General features: G+C 41.1%; 18 protein-coding genes. 2 read left to right on the top strand and 16 right to left on the bottom strand.

The features are described from left to right. The first annotated feature begins 211 nt into the window (after positions 1–211). Positions 212–1,039 carry an aldo/keto reductase gene (locus tag WKT11_RS03450; protein WP_117674560.1) on the top strand — a complete coding sequence of 276 codons (828 nt, stop codon included), beginning with the start codon at positions 212–214 and terminating at the stop codon, positions 1,037–1,039. 203 nt (positions 1,040–1,242) lie between these two features. On the opposite strand, the gene WKT11_RS03445 is transcribed toward WKT11_RS03450, so the two are convergent. The 4 genes from WKT11_RS03445 to WKT11_RS03430 are packed head-to-tail and all read right to left on the bottom strand — an operon-like array spanning position 1,243 to position 5,594. After that, entirely contained in the window at positions 1,243–2,262 is a 1,020-nt protein-coding gene (locus tag WKT11_RS03445) for an NAD(P)H-dependent glycerol-3-phosphate dehydrogenase (protein WP_117674561.1), read from the bottom strand. 14 nt (positions 2,263–2,276) lie between these two features. Further along, positions 2,277–2,921, bottom strand: a complete 645-nt coding sequence (gene plsY / locus WKT11_RS03440) for a glycerol-3-phosphate 1-O-acyltransferase PlsY (RefSeq protein WP_181977647.1) — start codon at positions 2,919–2,921, stop codon at positions 2,277–2,279. A gap of 2 nt (positions 2,922–2,923) precedes the next feature. Beyond that, the gene (gene der, locus WKT11_RS03435) at positions 2,924–4,249 is read right to left on the bottom strand and encodes a ribosome biogenesis GTPase Der (protein WP_117674563.1); all 1,326 of its coding nucleotides are present in this window, start codon (positions 4,247–4,249) and stop codon (positions 2,924–2,926) included. Continuing rightward, positions 4,212–5,594 carry a DUF512 domain-containing protein gene (locus tag WKT11_RS03430; RefSeq protein WP_117674564.1) on the bottom strand — a complete coding sequence of 461 codons (1,383 nt, stop codon included), beginning with the start codon at positions 5,592–5,594 and terminating at the stop codon, positions 4,212–4,214. Before WKT11_RS03430 ends, der begins: the two co-directional genes overlap by 38 nt. Positions 5,595–5,880: 286 nt before the next feature. Here WKT11_RS03430 and WKT11_RS03425 point away from each other — a divergent pair, with 286 nt between their 5' ends. Then, the gene (locus WKT11_RS03425; protein WP_117674565.1) at positions 5,881–7,050 is read left to right on the top strand and encodes a ribose-phosphate pyrophosphokinase; all 1,170 of its coding nucleotides are present in this window, start codon (positions 5,881–5,883) and stop codon (positions 7,048–7,050) included. Between the two features lie 62 nt (positions 7,051–7,112). Here the strand turns inward: WKT11_RS03425 and pgeF are convergent, their stop codons facing one another. The 12 genes from pgeF to pheS all read right to left on the bottom strand — a co-directional run bounded on the left by pgeF (position 7,113) and on the right by pheS (position 19,490). Then, positions 7,113–7,964: a peptidoglycan editing factor PgeF gene (gene pgeF / locus WKT11_RS03420; RefSeq protein WP_117674566.1), complete on the bottom strand. Its 852-nt coding sequence runs from the start codon at positions 7,962–7,964 to the stop codon at positions 7,113–7,115. A 14-nt stretch (positions 7,965–7,978) separates the two neighbouring features. Continuing rightward, positions 7,979–8,338 carry a YraN family protein gene (locus WKT11_RS03415; RefSeq protein ID WP_117674567.1) on the bottom strand — a complete coding sequence of 120 codons (360 nt, stop codon included), beginning with the start codon at positions 8,336–8,338 and terminating at the stop codon, positions 7,979–7,981. Positions 8,339–8,452: 114 nt separating this feature from the next. Beyond that, entirely contained in the window at positions 8,453–9,208 is a 756-nt protein-coding gene (locus WKT11_RS03410) for a ribonuclease HII (protein WP_117674568.1), read from the bottom strand. Continuing rightward, entirely contained in the window at positions 9,205–10,050 is an 846-nt protein-coding gene (gene ylqF / locus WKT11_RS03405; protein WP_117674569.1) for a ribosome biogenesis GTPase YlqF, read from the bottom strand. Before ylqF ends, WKT11_RS03410 begins: the two co-directional genes overlap by 4 nt. 6 nt (positions 10,051–10,056) lie before the next feature. After that, positions 10,057–10,662 carry a signal peptidase I gene (gene lepB / locus WKT11_RS03400; RefSeq protein WP_117674570.1) on the bottom strand — a complete coding sequence of 202 codons (606 nt, stop codon included), beginning with the start codon at positions 10,660–10,662 and terminating at the stop codon, positions 10,057–10,059. 72 nt (positions 10,663–10,734) lie between these two features. Next, entirely contained in the window at positions 10,735–11,082 is a 348-nt protein-coding gene (gene rplS / locus WKT11_RS03395) for a 50S ribosomal protein L19 (RefSeq protein WP_117674571.1), read from the bottom strand. 160 nt (positions 11,083–11,242) lie between these two features. Then, positions 11,243–12,118, bottom strand: a complete 876-nt coding sequence (locus WKT11_RS03390) for a methionyl aminopeptidase (RefSeq protein ID WP_117674572.1) — start codon at positions 12,116–12,118, stop codon at positions 11,243–11,245. A 319-nt stretch (positions 12,119–12,437) separates the two neighbouring features. After that, positions 12,438–13,397, bottom strand: coding sequence for an OmpA family protein (locus WKT11_RS03385; protein ID WP_117674573.1), 960 nt, complete (start codon positions 13,395–13,397; stop codon positions 12,438–12,440). Positions 13,398–13,412: 15 nt separating this feature from the next. Beyond that, complete coding sequence (locus tag WKT11_RS03380; protein WP_118135942.1) at positions 13,413–15,053, bottom strand: MotA/TolQ/ExbB proton channel family protein; 1,641 nt, start codon at positions 15,051–15,053, stop codon at positions 13,413–13,415. A gap of 181 nt (positions 15,054–15,234) precedes the next feature. Continuing rightward, complete coding sequence (locus WKT11_RS03375; protein ID WP_117674575.1) at positions 15,235–15,855, bottom strand: histidine phosphatase family protein; 621 nt, start codon at positions 15,853–15,855, stop codon at positions 15,235–15,237. Next, positions 15,855–18,272 (bottom strand): phenylalanine--tRNA ligase subunit beta, encoded by a 2,418-nt coding sequence (gene pheT / locus WKT11_RS03370; RefSeq protein ID WP_117674576.1) that lies wholly within the window; start codon positions 18,270–18,272, stop codon positions 15,855–15,857. Before pheT ends, WKT11_RS03375 begins: the two co-directional genes overlap by 1 nt. A 198-nt stretch (positions 18,273–18,470) precedes the next feature. After that, entirely contained in the window at positions 18,471–19,490 is a 1,020-nt protein-coding gene (gene pheS, locus WKT11_RS03365; RefSeq protein ID WP_117674668.1) for a phenylalanine--tRNA ligase subunit alpha, read from the bottom strand. Positions 19,491–19,601: the final 111 nt, after the last annotated feature.

Genomic DNA, 19,601 nt, shown 5'->3' with positions numbered 1-19,601 from the left:
CACTAAAAAAATTTTGAAATATATGCTTTGAAATAGCTTTTTTCACAAGAAGTGTTAATATTTTGACCGTTATGTTATATTGTTAACAATGTATTCTTGCAAAAACTTAATAATTTTTATGTACTTCTGACACATTTTTATGTTATACTTGGACAAGATTATCGGGCAAAGCGGCTTGCCCAAAGTGTATATAGGAATTGGAGGAATTGTTTTGGATAATACTGTTTTTCTGAACACAAACAGAGAGATGCCTTTACTCGGACTGGGAGTGTACAAAGCCACCGGGGAAAACGAGGCTGAAAGTGCTATTATTTCTGCTGTTGAATCAGGATACCGTCTGATTGATACAGCCTCCGTATATAAGAACGAAGAAAATGTAGGACGGGGAATCGCCAGCTGCGGAATACCGCGAAATGAACTTTTTATTACTACAAAAGTATGGAATACCGCACAGCGTCTGGGAGACATTCAGGGTGCTTTTGAAAGAAGCCTGGACCGGCTCAAACTGGATTATGTTGATCTGTATCTGATCCACTGGCCGGTTCCGGGATGTTATCTCAGCACCTGGAAAGTACTGGAGGAAATCCAGAAATCCGGACGGGCTCTTTCTATCGGTGTCAGCAACTTTGAAATCCGTCATCTGGAAGAGCTGGAAGCCAATTCTGGAATTATACCTGCAGTAAATCAGATTGAATGCCATCCGCTCTGCTATCCGAAAGAGCTGATTGATTATTGCCAGAATAAAGGAATTCAGGTACAGGCATATGCCCCGCTTGCCAGAGGCGCATATCTTGATAACGATGTAATGTGTGTACTTGGAACCAAATACGCCCATACTCCCGCTCAGATCGGTCTGCGCTGGGCTACTCAGAAAGGAATTTCCGTAATTCCCAAATCCGTACATCCTGACCGCATCAGAAGCAATGGCAATATTTTTGATTTCACAATCGAACAGGAAGACATGGATCTGATCGATACTCTGAATGAGAATTTTCACAGTTCACATATTCCCGAGGATTTAAGGGACATTGCATTCTGATAAAGAGTAGTTAAAAAATATTTTATCATGCAAATGCAAAAAGCAGATGTATTTATATAACATCTGCTTTTTGCATATTTATCATCTCTGTCTATAGAATTTCCCGTAAATGATACATTTGAAAGTTTTTCGTAACTATTCAGCAGTCAGCTATCCCGCGAGGTACTGAACAGTTACAGTTTTTCTATAACATCTCAGTTAGTTCACTGTCCGTCTTCCCATGGAAGCATCGGTGTCTCCACTTTCTTATCTCTTACCATAAGGTCGATCACCGCTTCCGCTGCACTTTTTCCTTCAAACAGAACTTTGTTTATTTCTGTAATGATCGGCATTTCCACATCATATTTCTCAGCCAGTTCTTTTGCTGCTTTTGCGGAATAAACACCCTCTACGATCATTTTCACTTCAGCCATTGCCTGCTCCATGGTATATCCTTTTCCCATCAGATATCCGGCTTTCCGGTTACGGCTGTGGACACTGGCACAGGTAACGATCAGATCTCCGATTCCGGACAGACCATAGAAGGTTTCCATACGCGCTCCCATTTTAACACCCAGACGTGAGATTTCCGCAATTCCTCTTGTGATCAGAGCTGCTTTGGTATTATCGCCGTATCCCAGACCATCTGCGGTTCCGGCCGCCAGTGCAATCACATTCTTTAACGCTGCGCCAAGCTCCACTCCCAGCATATCCGGTGTAGTATAAACTCTGAAAACAGGGCTCATAAAGATTCCCTGCAGATATTCTGCTGTCTCTCTCTGGTGAGAACTTACCACACAGGTAGTCGGAAGTCCCTTTCCAACCTCTTCTGCATGGCTTGGGCCGGAAAGCACAGACACATTTGCCTGTGGAAGTTCCTGTTCAATGATCTCGCTTAAAGTAAGAAGAGTTTTTTCCTCCACGCCTTTGGCAACATTTACAATTTTCTGTCCATTTTTTACAAAAGGCGCCATACGCTTGCAGGTACTTCTGGTATAAGGCGAAGGAACTGCCAGAATTGCCACATCTGCATCCCGCAGGCTTCTCTCAATATCTGTTGTGATATCAATCGGTTCAGGAATCTTTACACCCGGAAGTTTGCTCACATGTTCACGCTTTTCCCTTAATGTTGTGATTTCCTCTCCAAGTGCTGACCAGAGAATCACCTCGTGTCCATTATTGTAAAGAAGGATAGACAGGGCAGTTCCCCAGCTTCCCGCACCAAGTACACTTATCTTTGCCATATAAATACCTCTTTTTATTTATTTTTTTTGCTTAAATAAATTTTACTTTCCGTCCCGTCAAGAAGCCGTTTTATATTCTTTTTATGTCTGTAAAACGCCAGTACTGTCAAGAGTCCCATAACAATATAAAGCTCGATCATATGAGAAGAATCCATATGATAAGAACCCCTCTGTCCAAATACGATCATACTGATAAATGCAGCCAGATATGCACTTACCGAACACAGTGAAACATAGTGTGTCAGGAAAAACAATCCAAAGAATACAATTGCGCAGATTATAAAAATCCGCCAGTCAAAGGCAATCACAAGTCCTACAGATGCAGCTACACCCTTCCCGCCTTTAAAATTAAGATAAAATGGAAAATTATGCCCCAGAATACACCCCGCTGCTGCATAAAGGCTCAGCAACGGCAGGATATCTCCATAAGAATTTCCAAATATTGCTCTTACGATCAGGATGGCTGCAATACACTTCAGACAGTCACATAACAGATTCAATGCTCCGGCCTTTTTGCCAAGTGTACGCAGTACATTTGTAGAGCCCAGATTTCCACTTCCCTGTTTGCGGATATCAATATGATAAATTTTTCCTAAAATGTATGCGGTCTGAAAAAGTCCGCATGCATATCCAATTGCAATACAAATCAGTCGTTCCATGATTATTCTTTTTCACCTCGTTCACGAATAATGAATTTCAGTGATGTTCCCGCAAATCCAAAGGCATCCCTGATCTTATTCTCCAGATATCTGGTATAAGAGAAATGCATCAGCTCTTTGTCATTTACAAAGATAACAAATGTAGGCGGTTTGACAGCCACCTGTGTCATATAGTAAATCTTCAGACGTTTTCCCTTGTCAGACGGAGGCTGCTGCATTGCTACTGCCTCAGAAAGGATTTCATTCAGGACACCTGTCTGGATACGCAGTGTCTGGTTTTCGATAACCGCATCAATCGTCTCAAACATTCTTGAGATTCTAAGGCCTGTCTTTGCAGAGATAAATACCAGTTCTGCATACGGCATATATGCCAGAACCTCACGGATTCTGTTTGTATGTTTGTAGATTGTCTTATCATTCTTCTCAATCGCATCCCATTTGTTGACGGCAATGATAACGCCCTTTCCTCTTTCATGGGCAATACCTGCGATCTTGGCATCCTGTTCTGTAACTCCCTCTGACGCATCGATCATAACAATAACGACATCTGCACGCTCCACAGCAGTCACTGTACGGATCACACTGTATCTCTCGATTTCTTCTTTTACTTTACCCTTGCGGCGAAGTCCGGCTGTATCAATAAAGATATAATCCTTACCCTGCCATTTTACTCTGGTATCTACCGCATCTCTTGTAGTTCCGGCAATATCAGAAACGATCACACGGTCTTCTCCAAGAAGCTTATTTACCAGAGAAGATTTACCTACGTTTGGTTTACCTACAATAGCGATTCTCGGAATCTCATCCTCTTCATCGGTATCAGCATCCTCAGGAAAATGTTTCGCTACTTCATCAAGCATATCTCCCAGTCCCATACGGTTTGCCGCAGAGATTGGAATCGGTTCTCCGATACCAAGATTATAAAATTCATAGACATCCATCATAAATTTCTGAATGCTGTCTACTTTATTAACAACAAGGACAACCGGCTTACCGCTACGTCGAAGCATATCTGCTACTTTTGCATCGGAATCAACCAGCCCCTGATGAACATCTGTGATAAAGATAATAACATCTGCTGTATCAATCGCGATCTGAGCCTGTTCTCTCATCTGAGAAAGGATAACATCACTGCTGTCCGGTTCAATACCACCTGTATCAATCATGGTAAATGTCTTATCAAGCCATGTCACATCTGCATAAATTCTATCTCTTGTAACGCCAGGTGTATCTTTTACAATAGAAATCTTCTCACCTGCCAGCGCATTAAACAATGTGGATTTGCCTACATTAGGTCTGCCCACTATCGCTACTACCGGTTTGCTCATATATCTGTCTCCTTCTTATCTTTTTATGGTCTGGTGCTTCGATCAGACAGTTTACAAGGTCCGCTCCCGGTTCGTCAACCACAACGATTTCTGTGTTAAGAGCCTGTCTGATATCCTCCACCGTAAGGTCATCCAGAAAAACATCCTCTCCACTTCTAAGCATATTGCAGGGAATCAGAAGCTTCTCGCCCAATTCTCTCCTGGCGAGCTGATCTTTAAGATCAGTACCTGTGATCAGGCCCGAAACGGTAATCTTCTCTCCGAAGAAATTATTCTTCACCGCATATACTTCTGCATGTACGTTAGGAAATTTCTCCTGTACCAGCTTTATCATTTTACCTATATAGGGCGCTGCAAGCCGCCCTGTCGCAACAGTAGCGTTTACCGTTCTGTCATCGCCTTCAAGCTGTTCAAGTCTCTCTTTTACCTCTGTTTCAAGCAGGCGCATCATACCAACGCCATTTTCAAGCTGCAGATATCCGTCATATCTTCCTTCTTCAGGAAGTTCATAACCTGCAAGAATGTACCATTCATCTGAGGCATGTACAAAATGTATGCCATGCTTTTCTACCATAATTCTCTGCCAGCGTTCCACCTGACTGATCAGATATCTCGCATCCTCTTTGTCAAAAGATTCCAGCGGATACAAGCCGTCACGATATTTCGAAAGTCCTACCGGAACAATCGAAACACTCTGTAACACAGGTGCATATTCTGCCAGCTTTTCCAGGCTGTATTCCAATTCGCCTCTGTCGTTTATCCCCTTGCACAGAACAATCTGCCCATTCATAGTTACATCGCCTTTATAAAGCTTATCAACCTTTGCAAGAGCATCCCCGGCAAAACGATTATGAAGCATTTTACAGCGAAGCTCGGGATTCATGGTCTGAAATGATACATTAATAGGTGAAAGATGAAACTTGATAATACGATCCAGATCATAATCGCTCATATTCGTGAGGGTAACATAGTTTCCCTGAAGAAACGAAAGTCTGGAATCGTCATCTTTAAAATACAAAGTTTCTCTCATCCCGGGAGGCATCTGATCGATAAAGCAGAAAATACAATGATTAGAGCAGGAACGATATTCGTCCATAAGACTGTTCTCAAATTCAACTCCAAGATCATCCTCGTATTCTTTTTCCACTTCCAGTTCCCATTCCTCGCCATTCTTCTTCCGGATAAGGAGCGTGACAAATTCGTCATTCATCAGATAACGATAGTCAAACACATCCTCTACCGGCTGGCCATTAATGGAAAGCAGTGCATCCCCCGGTTCCAGTTCCAGTTCTTCTCCGATACCGTCAGGAAGAACTCTGGATATAATGTGTAAATTTTTTTTCATGAATTACTAACTCCATTGGGATATATCCGAAAACTGTGGGATCATTTTTCCGGTATATCTTTTCATTAAAACACGCTTATGCGCATCTGTTTCGATAATTTTATAACTATTCAGCATTTTCCACGTTATCTGCCAATTGCTGCACAGCTATATAAACTCATTATCTTCTATATCATAACAATTGTGCAAGAAAAAATCAATAAATTCCTTGACGTATTTTAGGGCAAATGTTATAAATTATATTGAAATCTATTTTTTGAGTATAAAATCACTTAGGAGGAGTATTATGCCAAACATAGAATTGTTGGAAAAATCCATGCCGGTTGCACCTATCCGTATTGCAGCTCTTGGATGCAGAGAACTTGCAGAAGAAGTTGATAAGAAACTGGTAAAATTCCGTAAGGAACTGGTTGCCCGTAAACAGCTTAGTGTTATACCGCAGGGTTACAGTGAAGAGTCATTTCTTGTAGAATGTGACTGCCCGCGTTTTGGAACAGGAGAAGGTAAAGGTTATATTAAGGAATCTGTCCGTGGTACTGACCTTTACATCATGGTCGATGTGACAAATTACAGCGAAACTTATACAGTATGTGGACATGAGAATCATATGTCACCTGACAATCATTTTCAGGACCTTAAGAGAATCATTTCTGCTGCTACAGGTAAGGCACATCGTATCAATGTTATTATGCCATTTCTTTATGAAGGCCGTCAGCACAGACGTACAAAGAGAGAATCTCTTGACTGTGCACTGGCTCTGAAAGAGTTAAGTGATATGGGCGTTTCCAACATCATTACATTTGACGCTCACGATCCACGTGTTCAGAACTCTATTCCGCTGAACGGTTTTGATAACTTTTTCCCAACCTATCAGTTCTTAAAAGCTCTGATCAAGAGCGTGCCGGATCTTCGTGTTGACAACGATCATCTGATGATCATCAGCCCTGACGAGGGCGCTATGTCCAGAGCCGTTTATTTTTCAAATATCCTTGGTGTAGATATGGGAATGTTCTACAAACGTCGCGACTATTCTACGATCGTTAACGGAAAGAACCCTATCGTTGCTCATGAATTCCTTGGCGATTCTGTAGAGGGAAAAGATGTTGTAGTTATTGATGACATGATTTCCTCCGGTGGAAGTATGCTTGATGTTGCAAAACAGTTAAAAGAACGCCATGCAAAGCGAGTATTTGTGTGCACTACTTATGGCCTGTTTACAGATGGTCTGGACAAGTTTGACGAATATTATGAAAAGGGATGGCTCGACAGAGTGATCACAACCAACTTAAACTACCGCATCCCGGAACTTCTTACAAGACCATATTACATCGAGGCAAACATGAGCAAATATCTTGCAAGTATTATTGACATCATCAATCATGATGTCTCTGTTGAAAAAGTTCGTTCCAGCAATGAAAAAATTATGAGCCTTATGGAGAAAGTTAACTCAAGATAGTTTTTTCTTCATAAATGAAAAAAGAAGAAGTATCCCTCATCTAAGAGAGATCTTCTTCTTTTTTATTCTCTGATGCCAAGAAAAGCTCCAAGATTCCCACGTTTCCCATGAGAGGCTCTATGGGAGAAAAGAAATTCCGGATTACAGCAGGTGCAGATATTCGGCATAGAAATATTTTCCGGACATATTCCTGCTTCTGTGAAAATAATCCGATTTGCCTCCCAGAGATTAAGCTGGTATTTTTCATTGTCTTTTGCATAAAAAAGTTTGTCCCAGTGTTTCTGGTCAAAAGCATTCTTAAATTCTTCAATTACATCCAGGCTTACTTCATAACAATCCTGACAGATAGATGGACCAATGGCAACTTTCATATCCTTTGGATTACTGCCGTACTCTTCTGCCATCTTTTTTATCGTAACTTCTCCGATTTTCTGAACAGTGCCTCTCCATCCGGAATGAGACAGTCCAATCGCATGGTGTAGCGGATCTACAAAATATAACGGTACGCAGTCCGCATAAAAAGTTGCCAGAACCAGACCGGGAACATTGGTAATCATCCCATCGATATCTGTATAATCCCGCGGAGTTACAATTCCTTTTCCACGATCTTTTTCTGTCACTTTTCTCACATTACAGGTGTGCGTCTGATCAGAGGTAACTATATTCTCTGCCCGGAATCCCATAGCAGCTGCAATCCGGTTATAATTTTCCCTTACGCAGGATTCTTCATCACCTCTTGTGAAGCTAAGATTCATCGAACTGTATATTCCCTGACTCACGCCACCCAGACGAGTACTAAACCCATGAACAAGCCATTCCACATCTTCAAATGCAGGATATGTAAGAAAAGTAACTCCCTCATTCTTTTTTATATTCAAATTCGGAATCTGTTCGCTGTTCCATTTTATTTTCATATCTTTTCCTTTTGTCAATTCATATATTCAAACGCATTCTTTACCCAGTATACTTTCTTATCGTCAATCCCAACTACATCAAAACGACATGGGATGTCTACATTGTGATATTCCACCGCAAGAAAATATCTGGCTACTTTACATATGGTTTTCTGTTTTGCAAAATTTACCGCTTCCAAAGCACGTCCGGACCAGCTGCCTTTTCGATATTTAACCTCAATAAAAACAAGATATTCATTATCTCTGGCGATCAGATCGATTTCTCCGTGCCGGCAGCGATAATTATATTTCAGGATAAATAACCCCTGTCCTTTTAAATATTCGGCCGATTTTCTTTCGTACCAGGTTCCTGTTGCTCTGGTATTATTATACAGTTTTTTTCACTCATTTCTATTTACGTGTAGGCTTCTTTTGTATTTTTTACAAGCAAGTTCCCACCCACTGCTTATTGCTCTTCGCAACCCCCGCAGGGGACTTACTTGATTTGGTTAAATAAAATGTGTGATAAATGTTTTCCTGTGAATTGGTGTCGGGCCATACTTTTTCAATGCCTCAATATGTACCGCAGCGCCATATCCTTTATTTGAAGCGAATCCGTATTCCGGAAATACCTTATCATACTCTTCCATCAGTCTATCCCTTGTTACTTTCGCAACAATGCTTGCCGCCGCAATGGAAACACTCTTGGCATCACCTTTGATAATAGGAACCTGTGGGATTGTAATCTGTGGAATCGTAACTGCATCATTAAGCAGAACCTGTGGCATAACGTCTAATTTACTTACCGCCTCACGCATTGCTTCATATGTAGCCTGTAAAATATTGATTTCGTCAATCCGTTCCGGACTGCGCATTCCAATCCCCACAGAAACTGCCTCTCTCATGATCACATCATACAGCTCTTCTCTCTTAGAAGCGCTGAGTTTCTTGGAATCATTTAAATAAAGAATCTGGTTGTCCTTTGGCAAAATCACCGCGCATGCAACAACCGGACCTGCCAGCGGACCTCTTCCAACTTCATCAATACCACATAAATATCCAAGATGTTCATATTTATGCTCGTATTCTTTCATTTTCTCAGTGCGCTGTTTTTCTGCTTCAAGCGCTGCCTCTTTCCTGTGACACTGCTCAATCAGCTTTTTGACTCCGCTTCTGGTATCTTCTTTGTACATTTCATATAAAGCCGGGTAGCTGTGCATATCTGCAACAGCAAACTCGGCTTTGATCTCAGCTATTGTTTTCATAACGGTGCCCACTCCAATGTGATACGTCCCATTTTTCCGGAACGGAAATCGTCAAACAGTATCAGGGAAGCCTTTGCATAATCCAATTCTTCCTGCTTCTTCAAACAGCCTCTTGCCCTCGCAATCTGTTCGAGAACTTCCACAGCACTTCCCTCTTCTGTGATCTGATACCTATCTGCCAGAATATCCTTATAATTCTCACGCAGATAATCAATCAGCCAGAGCGCAAGTTCTTCCATATTCAGAATATCATCTTTGATAGAACCAACGCAGGCCAGACGGATTCCTACCTGCTGGTCTTCAAACTTAGGCCATAAAATACCAGGGGTATCCAGAAGTTCTACGCCCTTATTCAGGCGGATCCACTGTTTTCCTTTTGTAACTCCAGGTTTATTTCCTGTTTTTGCACATGCACGTCCCGCAAAGGTATTGATAAATGTGGACTTTCCTACATTCGGAATTCCCACTACCATTGCACGGATCGGCCGGTTCTTGATTCCGCGGCGTCTGTCTCGTTCTATTTTTTCCTTACATGCTTCCTGAATAACGTTGTTTATTGCCTTCATTCCGGAACCGTTTCTGGAATCAACTTTTACAACATAAAAGCCCTTTGCCTGGAAAAATGTTTTCCACGCTTCATTCTGGCGTTCATCAGCCAGATCCGACTTATTAAGAAGAATCAGTCTGGATTTGTTTTTTCCCAGTTCATCTATATCCGGGTTTCTGCTTGAAAGAGGTACACGGGCATCTACAAGCTCGATGATCAGATCAATCAGCTTGATATCCTCCTGCATCTGTCTCTTTGCCTTGGTCATATGACCAGGGTACCACTGTACGTTCATATCCACCTAACCTTTCAAAAATCCAAATTTATCTTTCGGGGAAATAATAAACCATACTTTTCCCACAATATATTTCTTGTTAATATTTCCGATGTCACCGTAACGGCTGTCTTCACTGTTATTTCTGTTATCACCAAGTATAAAATATTTTCCACTCTCCAGAGAGACTCCGTCTGAAGCCAGTCCTGCATTATTGATCTCAGGAAATCCCTTATTCTCATTATATACATCCCCATTGATCAATATAGAACCGTTAGATATCTGTACTGTCTCACCAGGCAATCCGATCACACGGCCAATATGTAAAGCCGCATCATCACTTCCACTGGTCTTATATACAATAATATCACCCCTTTTTGGCGATGACACTTTATAAATAGCTCTATTTACAAAAAAACGTTCTCCTACCTGCAAAGTAGGTTCCATTGCACTTTCCTGCATGGTCACTGACTGGAACATTGCGATTCCCACCAGCACTCCAAAAATCAGCACAACAGCAATCTGAAAAACCCAGTTGAGAATTCCCCGGACTTTACGGTCTTCCAGTTTTGTTTCCAGTTTATCTTTTGTTTCCTGCAGTGCTGAATTCTCTTTCCACTTTCTGATATCCATTCAATTCTCCTGCCAGATGGAAAAAGAGGGACAATACACTAGTTATTGTCCCTTCTTCTACAACTCATGAAATTATTTAACAAGCTCTTTAACCTTAGCAGCTTTACCTACGCGGTCTCTTAAGTAGTTCAGTTTTGCACGACGTACTTTACCACGACGGATAACTTCTACTTTAACTACATGTGGGGAATGAAGCGGCCATGTTTTCTCAACGCCTACTCCGTTAGAATTCTTTCTTACAGTAAATGTAGCTCTGTTGCTTCCGCCCTGTTTCTTGAGAACTGTTCCTTCGAAAACCTGAACACGTTCACGGTTTCCTTCTTTGATCAGTGCGTGTACTCTTACAGTATCACCTGTGTTGAATGCCGGTACTTCAGCTTTTAACTGAGCTGCTTCGATGTTTTTGATAATTTCGTTCATTTTATTCTCTCCTATTCTTATATGGATGTTCTTAATACATATTCCGTAACAGAGGACCATCTTTTTTCACAACAGTTGTGATTATACTATATCAATTGTCATATTGCAATACTTTTTTGCAGATTTATACAATTTACCATTTTGTAAAATGTAAGTATAGTTACCAGCAGATCACTTCACAACCGGTCTCTGTAACCAGAACCGTTACCTCCCACTGTGCAGACGGCAGTCCGTCCTCTGTTCGTACTGTCCACTCGTCAATTTCATCTGTATAAATCTCATCACTTCCCATATTTACCATCGGTTCTATCGTAAACATCATTCCAGGAACCATCAGAGCACCTGTATTTTCTTCTGAAACAAAGCTTACCCACGGATCTTCATGGAACTCGAGTCCCACGCCATGTCCGCCGATTTCTCTTACTACAGAAAATCCATTTTCTACCGCATGTTTGTGAACAGCACTTCCCATATTTCCAATCGGTGTCCAAGGTTTTACCTGTGAAATTCCAAGTTCAACGCATTCCTTGGTAACTCTGACAAGTTTTTCTTTTTCAGGACTTACCTTTCCAATGCAAAACATTCTGGATGAATCAGAATAGTATCCATTATAAATCGTAGATACGTCTACATTGATGATATCCCCCTCTTTCAGAATCTGCTCTTCATCCGGAATTCCATGACACACAACCTCATTTACAGAAGTGCAAACGCTTTTCGGAAAGCCTTCGTAATCAAGAGGTGCCGGAATTCCTCCGTGTCTTACGGTTTCTTCATGCACCCATCTGTCAATTTCTTCTGTTGAGACACCAGGTCCGATATGCTCTGCAACATAATCAAGAACTGCAATATTGATCTTACAGCTCTCTTTGATTTTTTCAATCTGCTCAGGTGTCTTGATCAGGTTATGATCAATAACTGCATATCCTTTCTGCTTCATCATTTCCATTTTCTCATCAAATGCTTCATGGCATTTTTTATATTTTTTACCGCTTCCACACCAGCATGGATCATTTCTTCCAATTTTTAAAGACATGCTTATCTTCCTCTTCCTTTTTTCTTATGTTGGGTACAGCGTATCATTAATTCATTCGACAATTTCACTGCAAGTGAATTTCTTTAGTTGCTTCTGCTACTTGCTTTGATTCAATCGGATAAAATCATCCATTTCCGCTACTTAGCTCAACACCGAATAACTACTGCATTTATTGCTCTTTGCAACCTCCGCAGGGGACTTACTTAATTCGGTTAAAATCAAATCATAATGACCGCGTACCTTCTTATCATATCATATTTTTTCTCAAAAATGTGATATATTATTGGTAAAATTATTCGATACCAAAAAATCCAGCAGCTTAATTGCCGCTGGATTTTGTAGAATCAGAATCAGATGCAGAATCTGCATTCATGATCTGATCCAGTTCACTGATCATTTCATCATCTTTCAGACGGAATTTTACCTCTACACGTCTTGATGCATTCTTATCTTCATTTCCCTTAGAGTCAAGAACCGGATTTGCAGAACCATGTCCATTTACTGTTAGATAATTCTGCAAATCTGAAATTTCATCAGGACTTAAGAAATTCCCCTGAATTTCCGTCAGATATTGCGCGACAGCCAGAGAACGTTTCTGGGAAAGCTCCAGGTTATAATCATAATCACCATCTGTGTCTGTATATCCATCGATAATAATCTCAGCCAGATACTTCTTATAATCATCCTGCAACAGTACCTTGCAGTAAATCGGCAGGATATTTGCAAGTTCTGCCTTACCCTCATCCGTAAGTTCTGACTGGTCATAGTCAAACATTACATTTGCATTCAATGTAAGAGCTCCTGTCTGCGCATCTATATCAACACTGACATTATTCTTGGAAAATTCTTTCTGCAATGCTTCAATAACATCGGCTTTTACACCGATAATATTGTCAATCTTTTTCTGCTGTGTGGCAAGAAGAGATGTTTTTTCATCAAGATCTGACTGCTGCTTATCCAGTGTAGCCTGCTGTTCTTTCAGCTGCGCAGCCAGCTCAGCCAGAAGTTTTTTCTGTTTGTCAAGCTGTTCATCCTGAGAACTTAACTGACTGTCTTTTTCATCCAGCTCATTCTGCTGCGCCAGGATTTCTGCAGTATACTGTTCCTGAAGAGCAATTTTATCATCTCTTTCTTTAATACTTTCATTATAACTTTTCTGTGCCTGAAAAAGTGTCACACACATGATCAGGATGAAAAGGAGCAGCACGCCGGCCATCATATCAGAATAAGATCGCCAGACATTAAATCCGCTGTCATCTGATTTCTTTCTTTTGCGCATAATTCTCTCCTTTTCTTATCTGAATAAACTGAATTTACCTTTCTGATTTTTGGAAATGCTCTTCATATTCTTGTTCATTTCTTCAAGAAGCGCTTCCTGGCGTTCACCTTGTTCCTCAAGCAGTTTTCGTACTTCTTCCATGGATTCTTTCTGCACTGCTCCCTGACCTGTTCTTCCTTCAGAAAGATATATATTACTGTTTTCTTTCTGAACAGAAATATCAGCAAAGAGTCTGCGCACTTCTTCCATAGTCTGATATGTCATCTTCTGATAAGAAATAAACTCCTGCAATTTTGCATCCAGTTCCTCAACCAGTTTCTGATTTGCCTTAAGCACATCCTCTCCTGCCTGATTTGCTGCAGAAATCTTTTCCATTCCCTGCGTTGCAGTCTCTACATATTTCTGCATAGTCTGATTGCAGGCAACCCAGAACTTGGCAGAAGATTTCTCTGCTTCCTTCAAGTAATCTGAAATATGCTGGTAATCCTGTTGCTGCTGTTTCTGGATTTCCTGATTATCCTGTGTGATTCTTGTCGCAGTTGACATATAACGTCCCTGAATCCTGCCAAGTTCATCCACGATTTCTTTCATAGATTCATTCTGTCTTGCATAAGATTCATTTAACTGTTCACTCATTGCCTGGTAGAGATTTGTAGTGTAATCTGTATTCTCTTTTTGCGCCTTTTTCAGCTGTACAAGTGACTCATTAAAGTCCTTGAACTGCAGTTTAAAAGAACTGTTCATCTCTCGCAGGAAAGAGCGGAGAATCTCCTGTACGACATCCTGCTGGCATTTCGTTACAGACTCTGTCAGAATCTCCAGAGATTCATTCATTTTCTCAAATGTAGGATTAATTGCCTTTTCAAAACTCTCCGCCATCTGTGAAGTAAGCTGTTCTGCCATCTGCTTCATAGCCTTTGTCTGAACCTTTTGACTTGCAAGCATAAGATTTCTTGACTCACTCTCAGCAGCGGGAAGAACATACATATGAAACTTTTCCAGAAATCCCTGCAGTTTCTCATCCATTCCCGCATAAACACTCTTCATTCCGGAACTATAAATCAGAGCAAATGCAATTCCATATATAGAAGTAAGGAACGCAACTTTGATACCATCTACAAGTGTAGAAACAGACATAGTCATTGTCTCATAACTGGACGGTTCAAAGCTCTTCAGGCCCCATACAAGACCGATAAAGGTACCAAGAATACCGAGACTGGTAAAGATATCTGGTGCCATTTCCAGAATTTTTTTATGTACATGAAGGTCTATTTCATCTTCGTTTATATATTCTTCAATTCCTCCGACACCTTCCTGATTCTTATCCATAGAATCGATAAAATTATCCATTCTCTCATCCAGATATCTGTGATCAAAAATTCCTTTCAGGCATGACAAATCTTCACTCTTTGCTTTTCCAGGCACTTTAAAAACACTGGTAAGTTCTTGCGTCCCTCTTAAAAATGCCTGTGTAATACCATCCACTCGGAACACCCCGCCGAATAATCCCGCCAGATAAATCACTGCCATAATGGCAAGAAATGCGAAGTTGTAAGCCATCGTGCTTACTGAGCCCCTGCCCGTCAGCAGAGTCATCGCAATACACCCACCAAGTACCGCCAGAAAAAGCACGGTATTCATAATTTTTTTGCCCATAATACACCTCCTGTGGTTATTTGCAAATTTTGCGTAAAATTACAGACAATCTTCTTTTTCGTTTATCATATCACAATGTCATATCTGTCACAAGTGAAAAAGCTATGTTCTTTTGTCATAAATAATAGCAGCGGGAAACCTGTGCCATAAACAGATTTCCCGCCGGAATGTTTCGCCATATTTACTTGTTTATCCCAGAATAAACCTTATCTTCTTCCAGAAGACGTACTTTGCCATCCTTCACTTCAACAAGATTAATGCTGCAGTTTGGCGGTACACATCCATGCCAGAAATTTTCATGATCCTGATAAATATTCTGAAGCAGTGCACGTACTGCACATCCATGAGAAGAAACAAGGACAGTCTTATCTGTCAGTGCAGGATCTGTTATCTTCTCCTGCCAGAACTCTCTCGTTCGTTTCAGAATATCGAAAATATTTTCTCCGTTCTCCGGGCGCTTAAATTTCAGCGGATCCGTAAAAAAGATTTCCATTTCATGACTGATGATCTTTCCCTGTGCATCCTTGAACCGTGTTCCTTCAAGAACTCCAAAATCAATTTCCTGGATTCTCTTATCCTCGATAATCGGAACCTTTTTATCTCCCAGCACATACTGCGCTGTCTGTTTCGCTCTTGTCAACGGACTGGTAAAACAGATATCAAAATGAATATCTTTCAACGCCTCACCAGTCTTTTTGGCAAGTTCGATTCCCTCCGGTGCTAGGGGAATATCTACTGCCCCCTGCACCTTCTTCAGTTTATTCCACTGGGTTATCCCATGTCTTAACACATAAAGTAGCATTAGCTTCTCAACTCGATTCCAAGATCTGTCAGACCATTTAAGATTTTCTTCATTGCCGCTGTGATCTCGCTCTCCTCCAGAGTCTTGTCATGATGACGGAATACCAGAGAATAAGCCATAGACTTGAATCCCTCTTTAATCTGATTTCCTTCATAAATATCGAATAACTGATAGCTTTCCAGAATTTTTCCGCCTCTCTGTGTAAGAACATGCTCAATCTGTCCTGCAAGCACAGTTTTCGGAACAACCATACTTAAGTCACGTGTTACTGCCGGATATTTGGCAATTCCTGTGTATTTATGATTGAAGCTTGCAAACTCAAGAACTGTAAGGATATCGATAACTGCCACATAAGCTTTCTCACCGATTCCGTAAGTGTCAGCTACCAGAGGATGGACTTCTCCAAGATATCCGACAACTTTTCCGTCATAGATCATGTTTGCCTGTCTTCCCGGATGGAGGTAAGTCTTACCACTGTTTGGATCATAATCTATTTTATCTCTCATTCCGACTTTCTCAAAGAACTCTTCACAAACGCCCTTCATATCAAAGAAATCACCATTTCCATACATACCAAGAGTAAAATGCATACGTTCATCCGGAAGTTCTGTAAGTGGAAGAGACTTCGGACGATATACATTACCAAGCTCATAGAGACGGACATCTTTATTTCTTCTGTTATAATTTGTAGCAAGAGAACTGAGCATACCGTTCAAAGTAGTTGTTCTCATAACACTGTAATCTTCTCCCAGAGGGTTGCTGATAACAATTCCCTGACGAAGCTCGCTGTCAGCCGGAAGTCTTAATTTGTCAAATACCTTCGGGCTTTCGAAAGAATAACTCATTCCTTCAGAGAATCCACAATATTCAGCAATATCACGTGCTACCGATTCAATACGAAGCTTAAATGGAAGTTTACCTGTTGTAGCTTCACCTGTAGGAAGTGTAGTCGGAATCTTATCATATCCGAAGAATCTTGCAACCTCTTCTGCCACGTCAGCTACATAATGAATATCCTGGCGGAAAGTAGGTGCAACGATTTCATTTGTTTTCTCGTCATAAGTAAGTTCTACTTTTGCAAGATATCCAAGCATTTCTTCCGATGTCAGATTTGTTCCAAGAAGTGCGTTAATCTTCTCTGGTTTAAATGGAACTCTGGATGGTTCTCTTACTTCATTGCAGACATCTACCATTCCGCCTACAACTTCTCCTGCACCAAGTTCTTCCATCAGCTGGCATGCTCTGTCAATAGCAGCCTGTGCATTATTTGGATCAAGACCTTTCTCAAATTTACCGGAAGCATCTGTTCTCAGTCCGATTCTCTTAGATGAAAGTCGGATATTTGTTCCATCAAAGCACGCTGCTTCAAAAAGAACTGTTTTTACATTGTCTGTGATCATAGAATTTTCGCCACCCATGATACCGGCAATGCCGACAGCCTTCTCACCGTCACAGATCATCAGCACCTGGTCGTCCATAGTACGTTCCTGACCGTCAAGAGTTACGAATTTCTCATCACTCTTTGCGCGGCGCACAACGATTTCTTTTCCTGCAATAGTATCCAGATCATATGCATGCATTGGCTGTCCAAACTCTTCCATTACATAGTTTGTGATATCAACCAGATTGTTGATTGGACGGATTCCGTTAGAGGCAAGACATCTCTGCATCCATTTTGGTGAAGGTCCGATCTTAACATTCTTTACAACTCTTGCGCAGTAACGTGGGCAAAGCTGAGGATCTTCTACTGTAACTTTTACATAATCAGAAGCTTTCTCATCATTTCCTTTACACTCTACTACAGGAGGACAGAACTTCTTGTCAAAAGTAGCTGCTGCTTCTCTTGCAATTCCAAGCACACCGTAGCAGTCTACACGGTTAGATGTAATTTCGTATTCAAATACAACGTCATTCAGTCCCAGAGCTTTAATGGCGCTTTCACCTACAACAGCATCTTCAGGGAAAATATAGATTCCGTATTCCGGTGCTTCCGGATACATTTCTCTTGTGCTTCCAAGTTCTTCGATAGAGCACATCATACCACAGGATTCGATTCCGCGGAGTTTGCCTTTCTTAATCTCGATTCCACCCGGAGTTTTCTTTCCATCATGTCCGCCAGCTACACGTCCACCGTCAAGAACAACCGGAACTTTATCTCCTTCTTTTACATTCGGAGCACCGGTAACGATCTGTACAGACTCTGTTCCAATATTTACCTGGCAGATGATCAGTTTATCTGCATCCGGATGCTTCTCGATCTTGTCGATCTGTCCGATCACGATCTTGTCCAGATCTGCATCCAGTTTCTCGAAGCCTTCCACTTTTGTTCCTGTCAGTGTCATGGCATCTGTATATTCCTGTGCTGTCACATCAAGATCCGGCACATACATTTTAATCCAAGATAATGAAGTATTCATTTTGTTAATCCTCTTCTTATATTTATTGAATAATAGTAACTATTCAGCAGTCTACTATCCCGCGAGGTGTTTTGGCATGAACATGCCAAAATCCCGAGACATACAAGTCAAAATCCCATAGCCGAAGGCGATTTTTAATGGATTTTGACTCGTAACTGTGAAGGTACTGAACAGTTACGAATAATAAACTATTATAAATTAGAACTGTTTCAGGAAACGAATGTCGTTTTCGTAGAGCAGTCTCATGTCATCAATCTCGTATTTCAGAAGTGCGATACGCTCCAGACCTACACCGAATGCAAATCCGGTATACTCTTCCGGATCAATTCCACACATACTTAATACATTTGGATGAACCATACCACAGCCAAGGATTTCAATCCAGCCGGAACCTTTACAGAAACGGCATCCCGTACCACCGCACTTGAAGCAGGAAACGTCAACCTCTGCGCTTGGCTCTGTAAATGGGAAATGATGTGGCCTGAATTTTGTTTTTGTTTCAGGTCCGAATAATTCCTGCGCAAATTCCTGCAGAGTTCCCTTAAGATCTGCAAAAGTAATATTTTTATCAATAACAAGACCTTCAATCTGATGGAAAGACGGAGAATGTGTTGCATCTACCTCATCAGAACGGAATACACGTCCCGGAGCGATCATACGAATCGGTAGTTTGCCTTTTTCCATTGTACGCGCCTGAACCGGTGATGTCTGAGAACGAAGAAGGATAGAATCATTGATAAAGAAAGTATCCTGCTCGTCACGTGCCGGATGATTTTCCGGAATATTCAGCTTCGTAAAGTTATAATCTGCATACTCTACTTCCGGTCCTTCTACAACTTCATAACCCATACCGATAAAGATACGCTCTACTTCTTCCAAAGCGATAGTGTTCGGATGACGATGCCCGATTTTAGCTTTCTTTGCAGGTAAAGTAACGTCGATGACTTCCTGTTTCATCTTCTCTTCACGAACTGCTTCTTCCAGTTTCTGCTTGGATTCATCAAGTAATGCCTCGATTTTACTTCTTGTTTCATTTACAAGCTGTCCAACCTTCGGACGTTCTTCCGGAGCAACATCCTTCATGCTTTTTAAGATTGCTGTCAGCTCACCTTTTTTACCAAGGTATGCTACACGTACTTCATTCAGTTTATCCAGGCCTTCAGATTCATCGATCCGTTTTCTGGCTGCTTCAGCCAGTTCCTGAAGTCTTTCTTTCATATCCATGTCTTTTCTTTCTCCTTTATCTTATAATAAGCAAGGTCTATCCGAAGAATTTACGTTCATCCAGCATATCTCTTCACAAATATTATGCTGCTCAGAACACAAGAA

Source organism: Blautia sp. HCN-1074 (assembly GCF_037890165.1).
Classification (GTDB): Bacteria; Bacillota; Clostridia; order Lachnospirales; family Lachnospiraceae; genus Blautia_A.
Note: the sequence above shows the minus strand (reverse complement) of the source record. Positions and strands in the feature narration are given on the sequence as shown.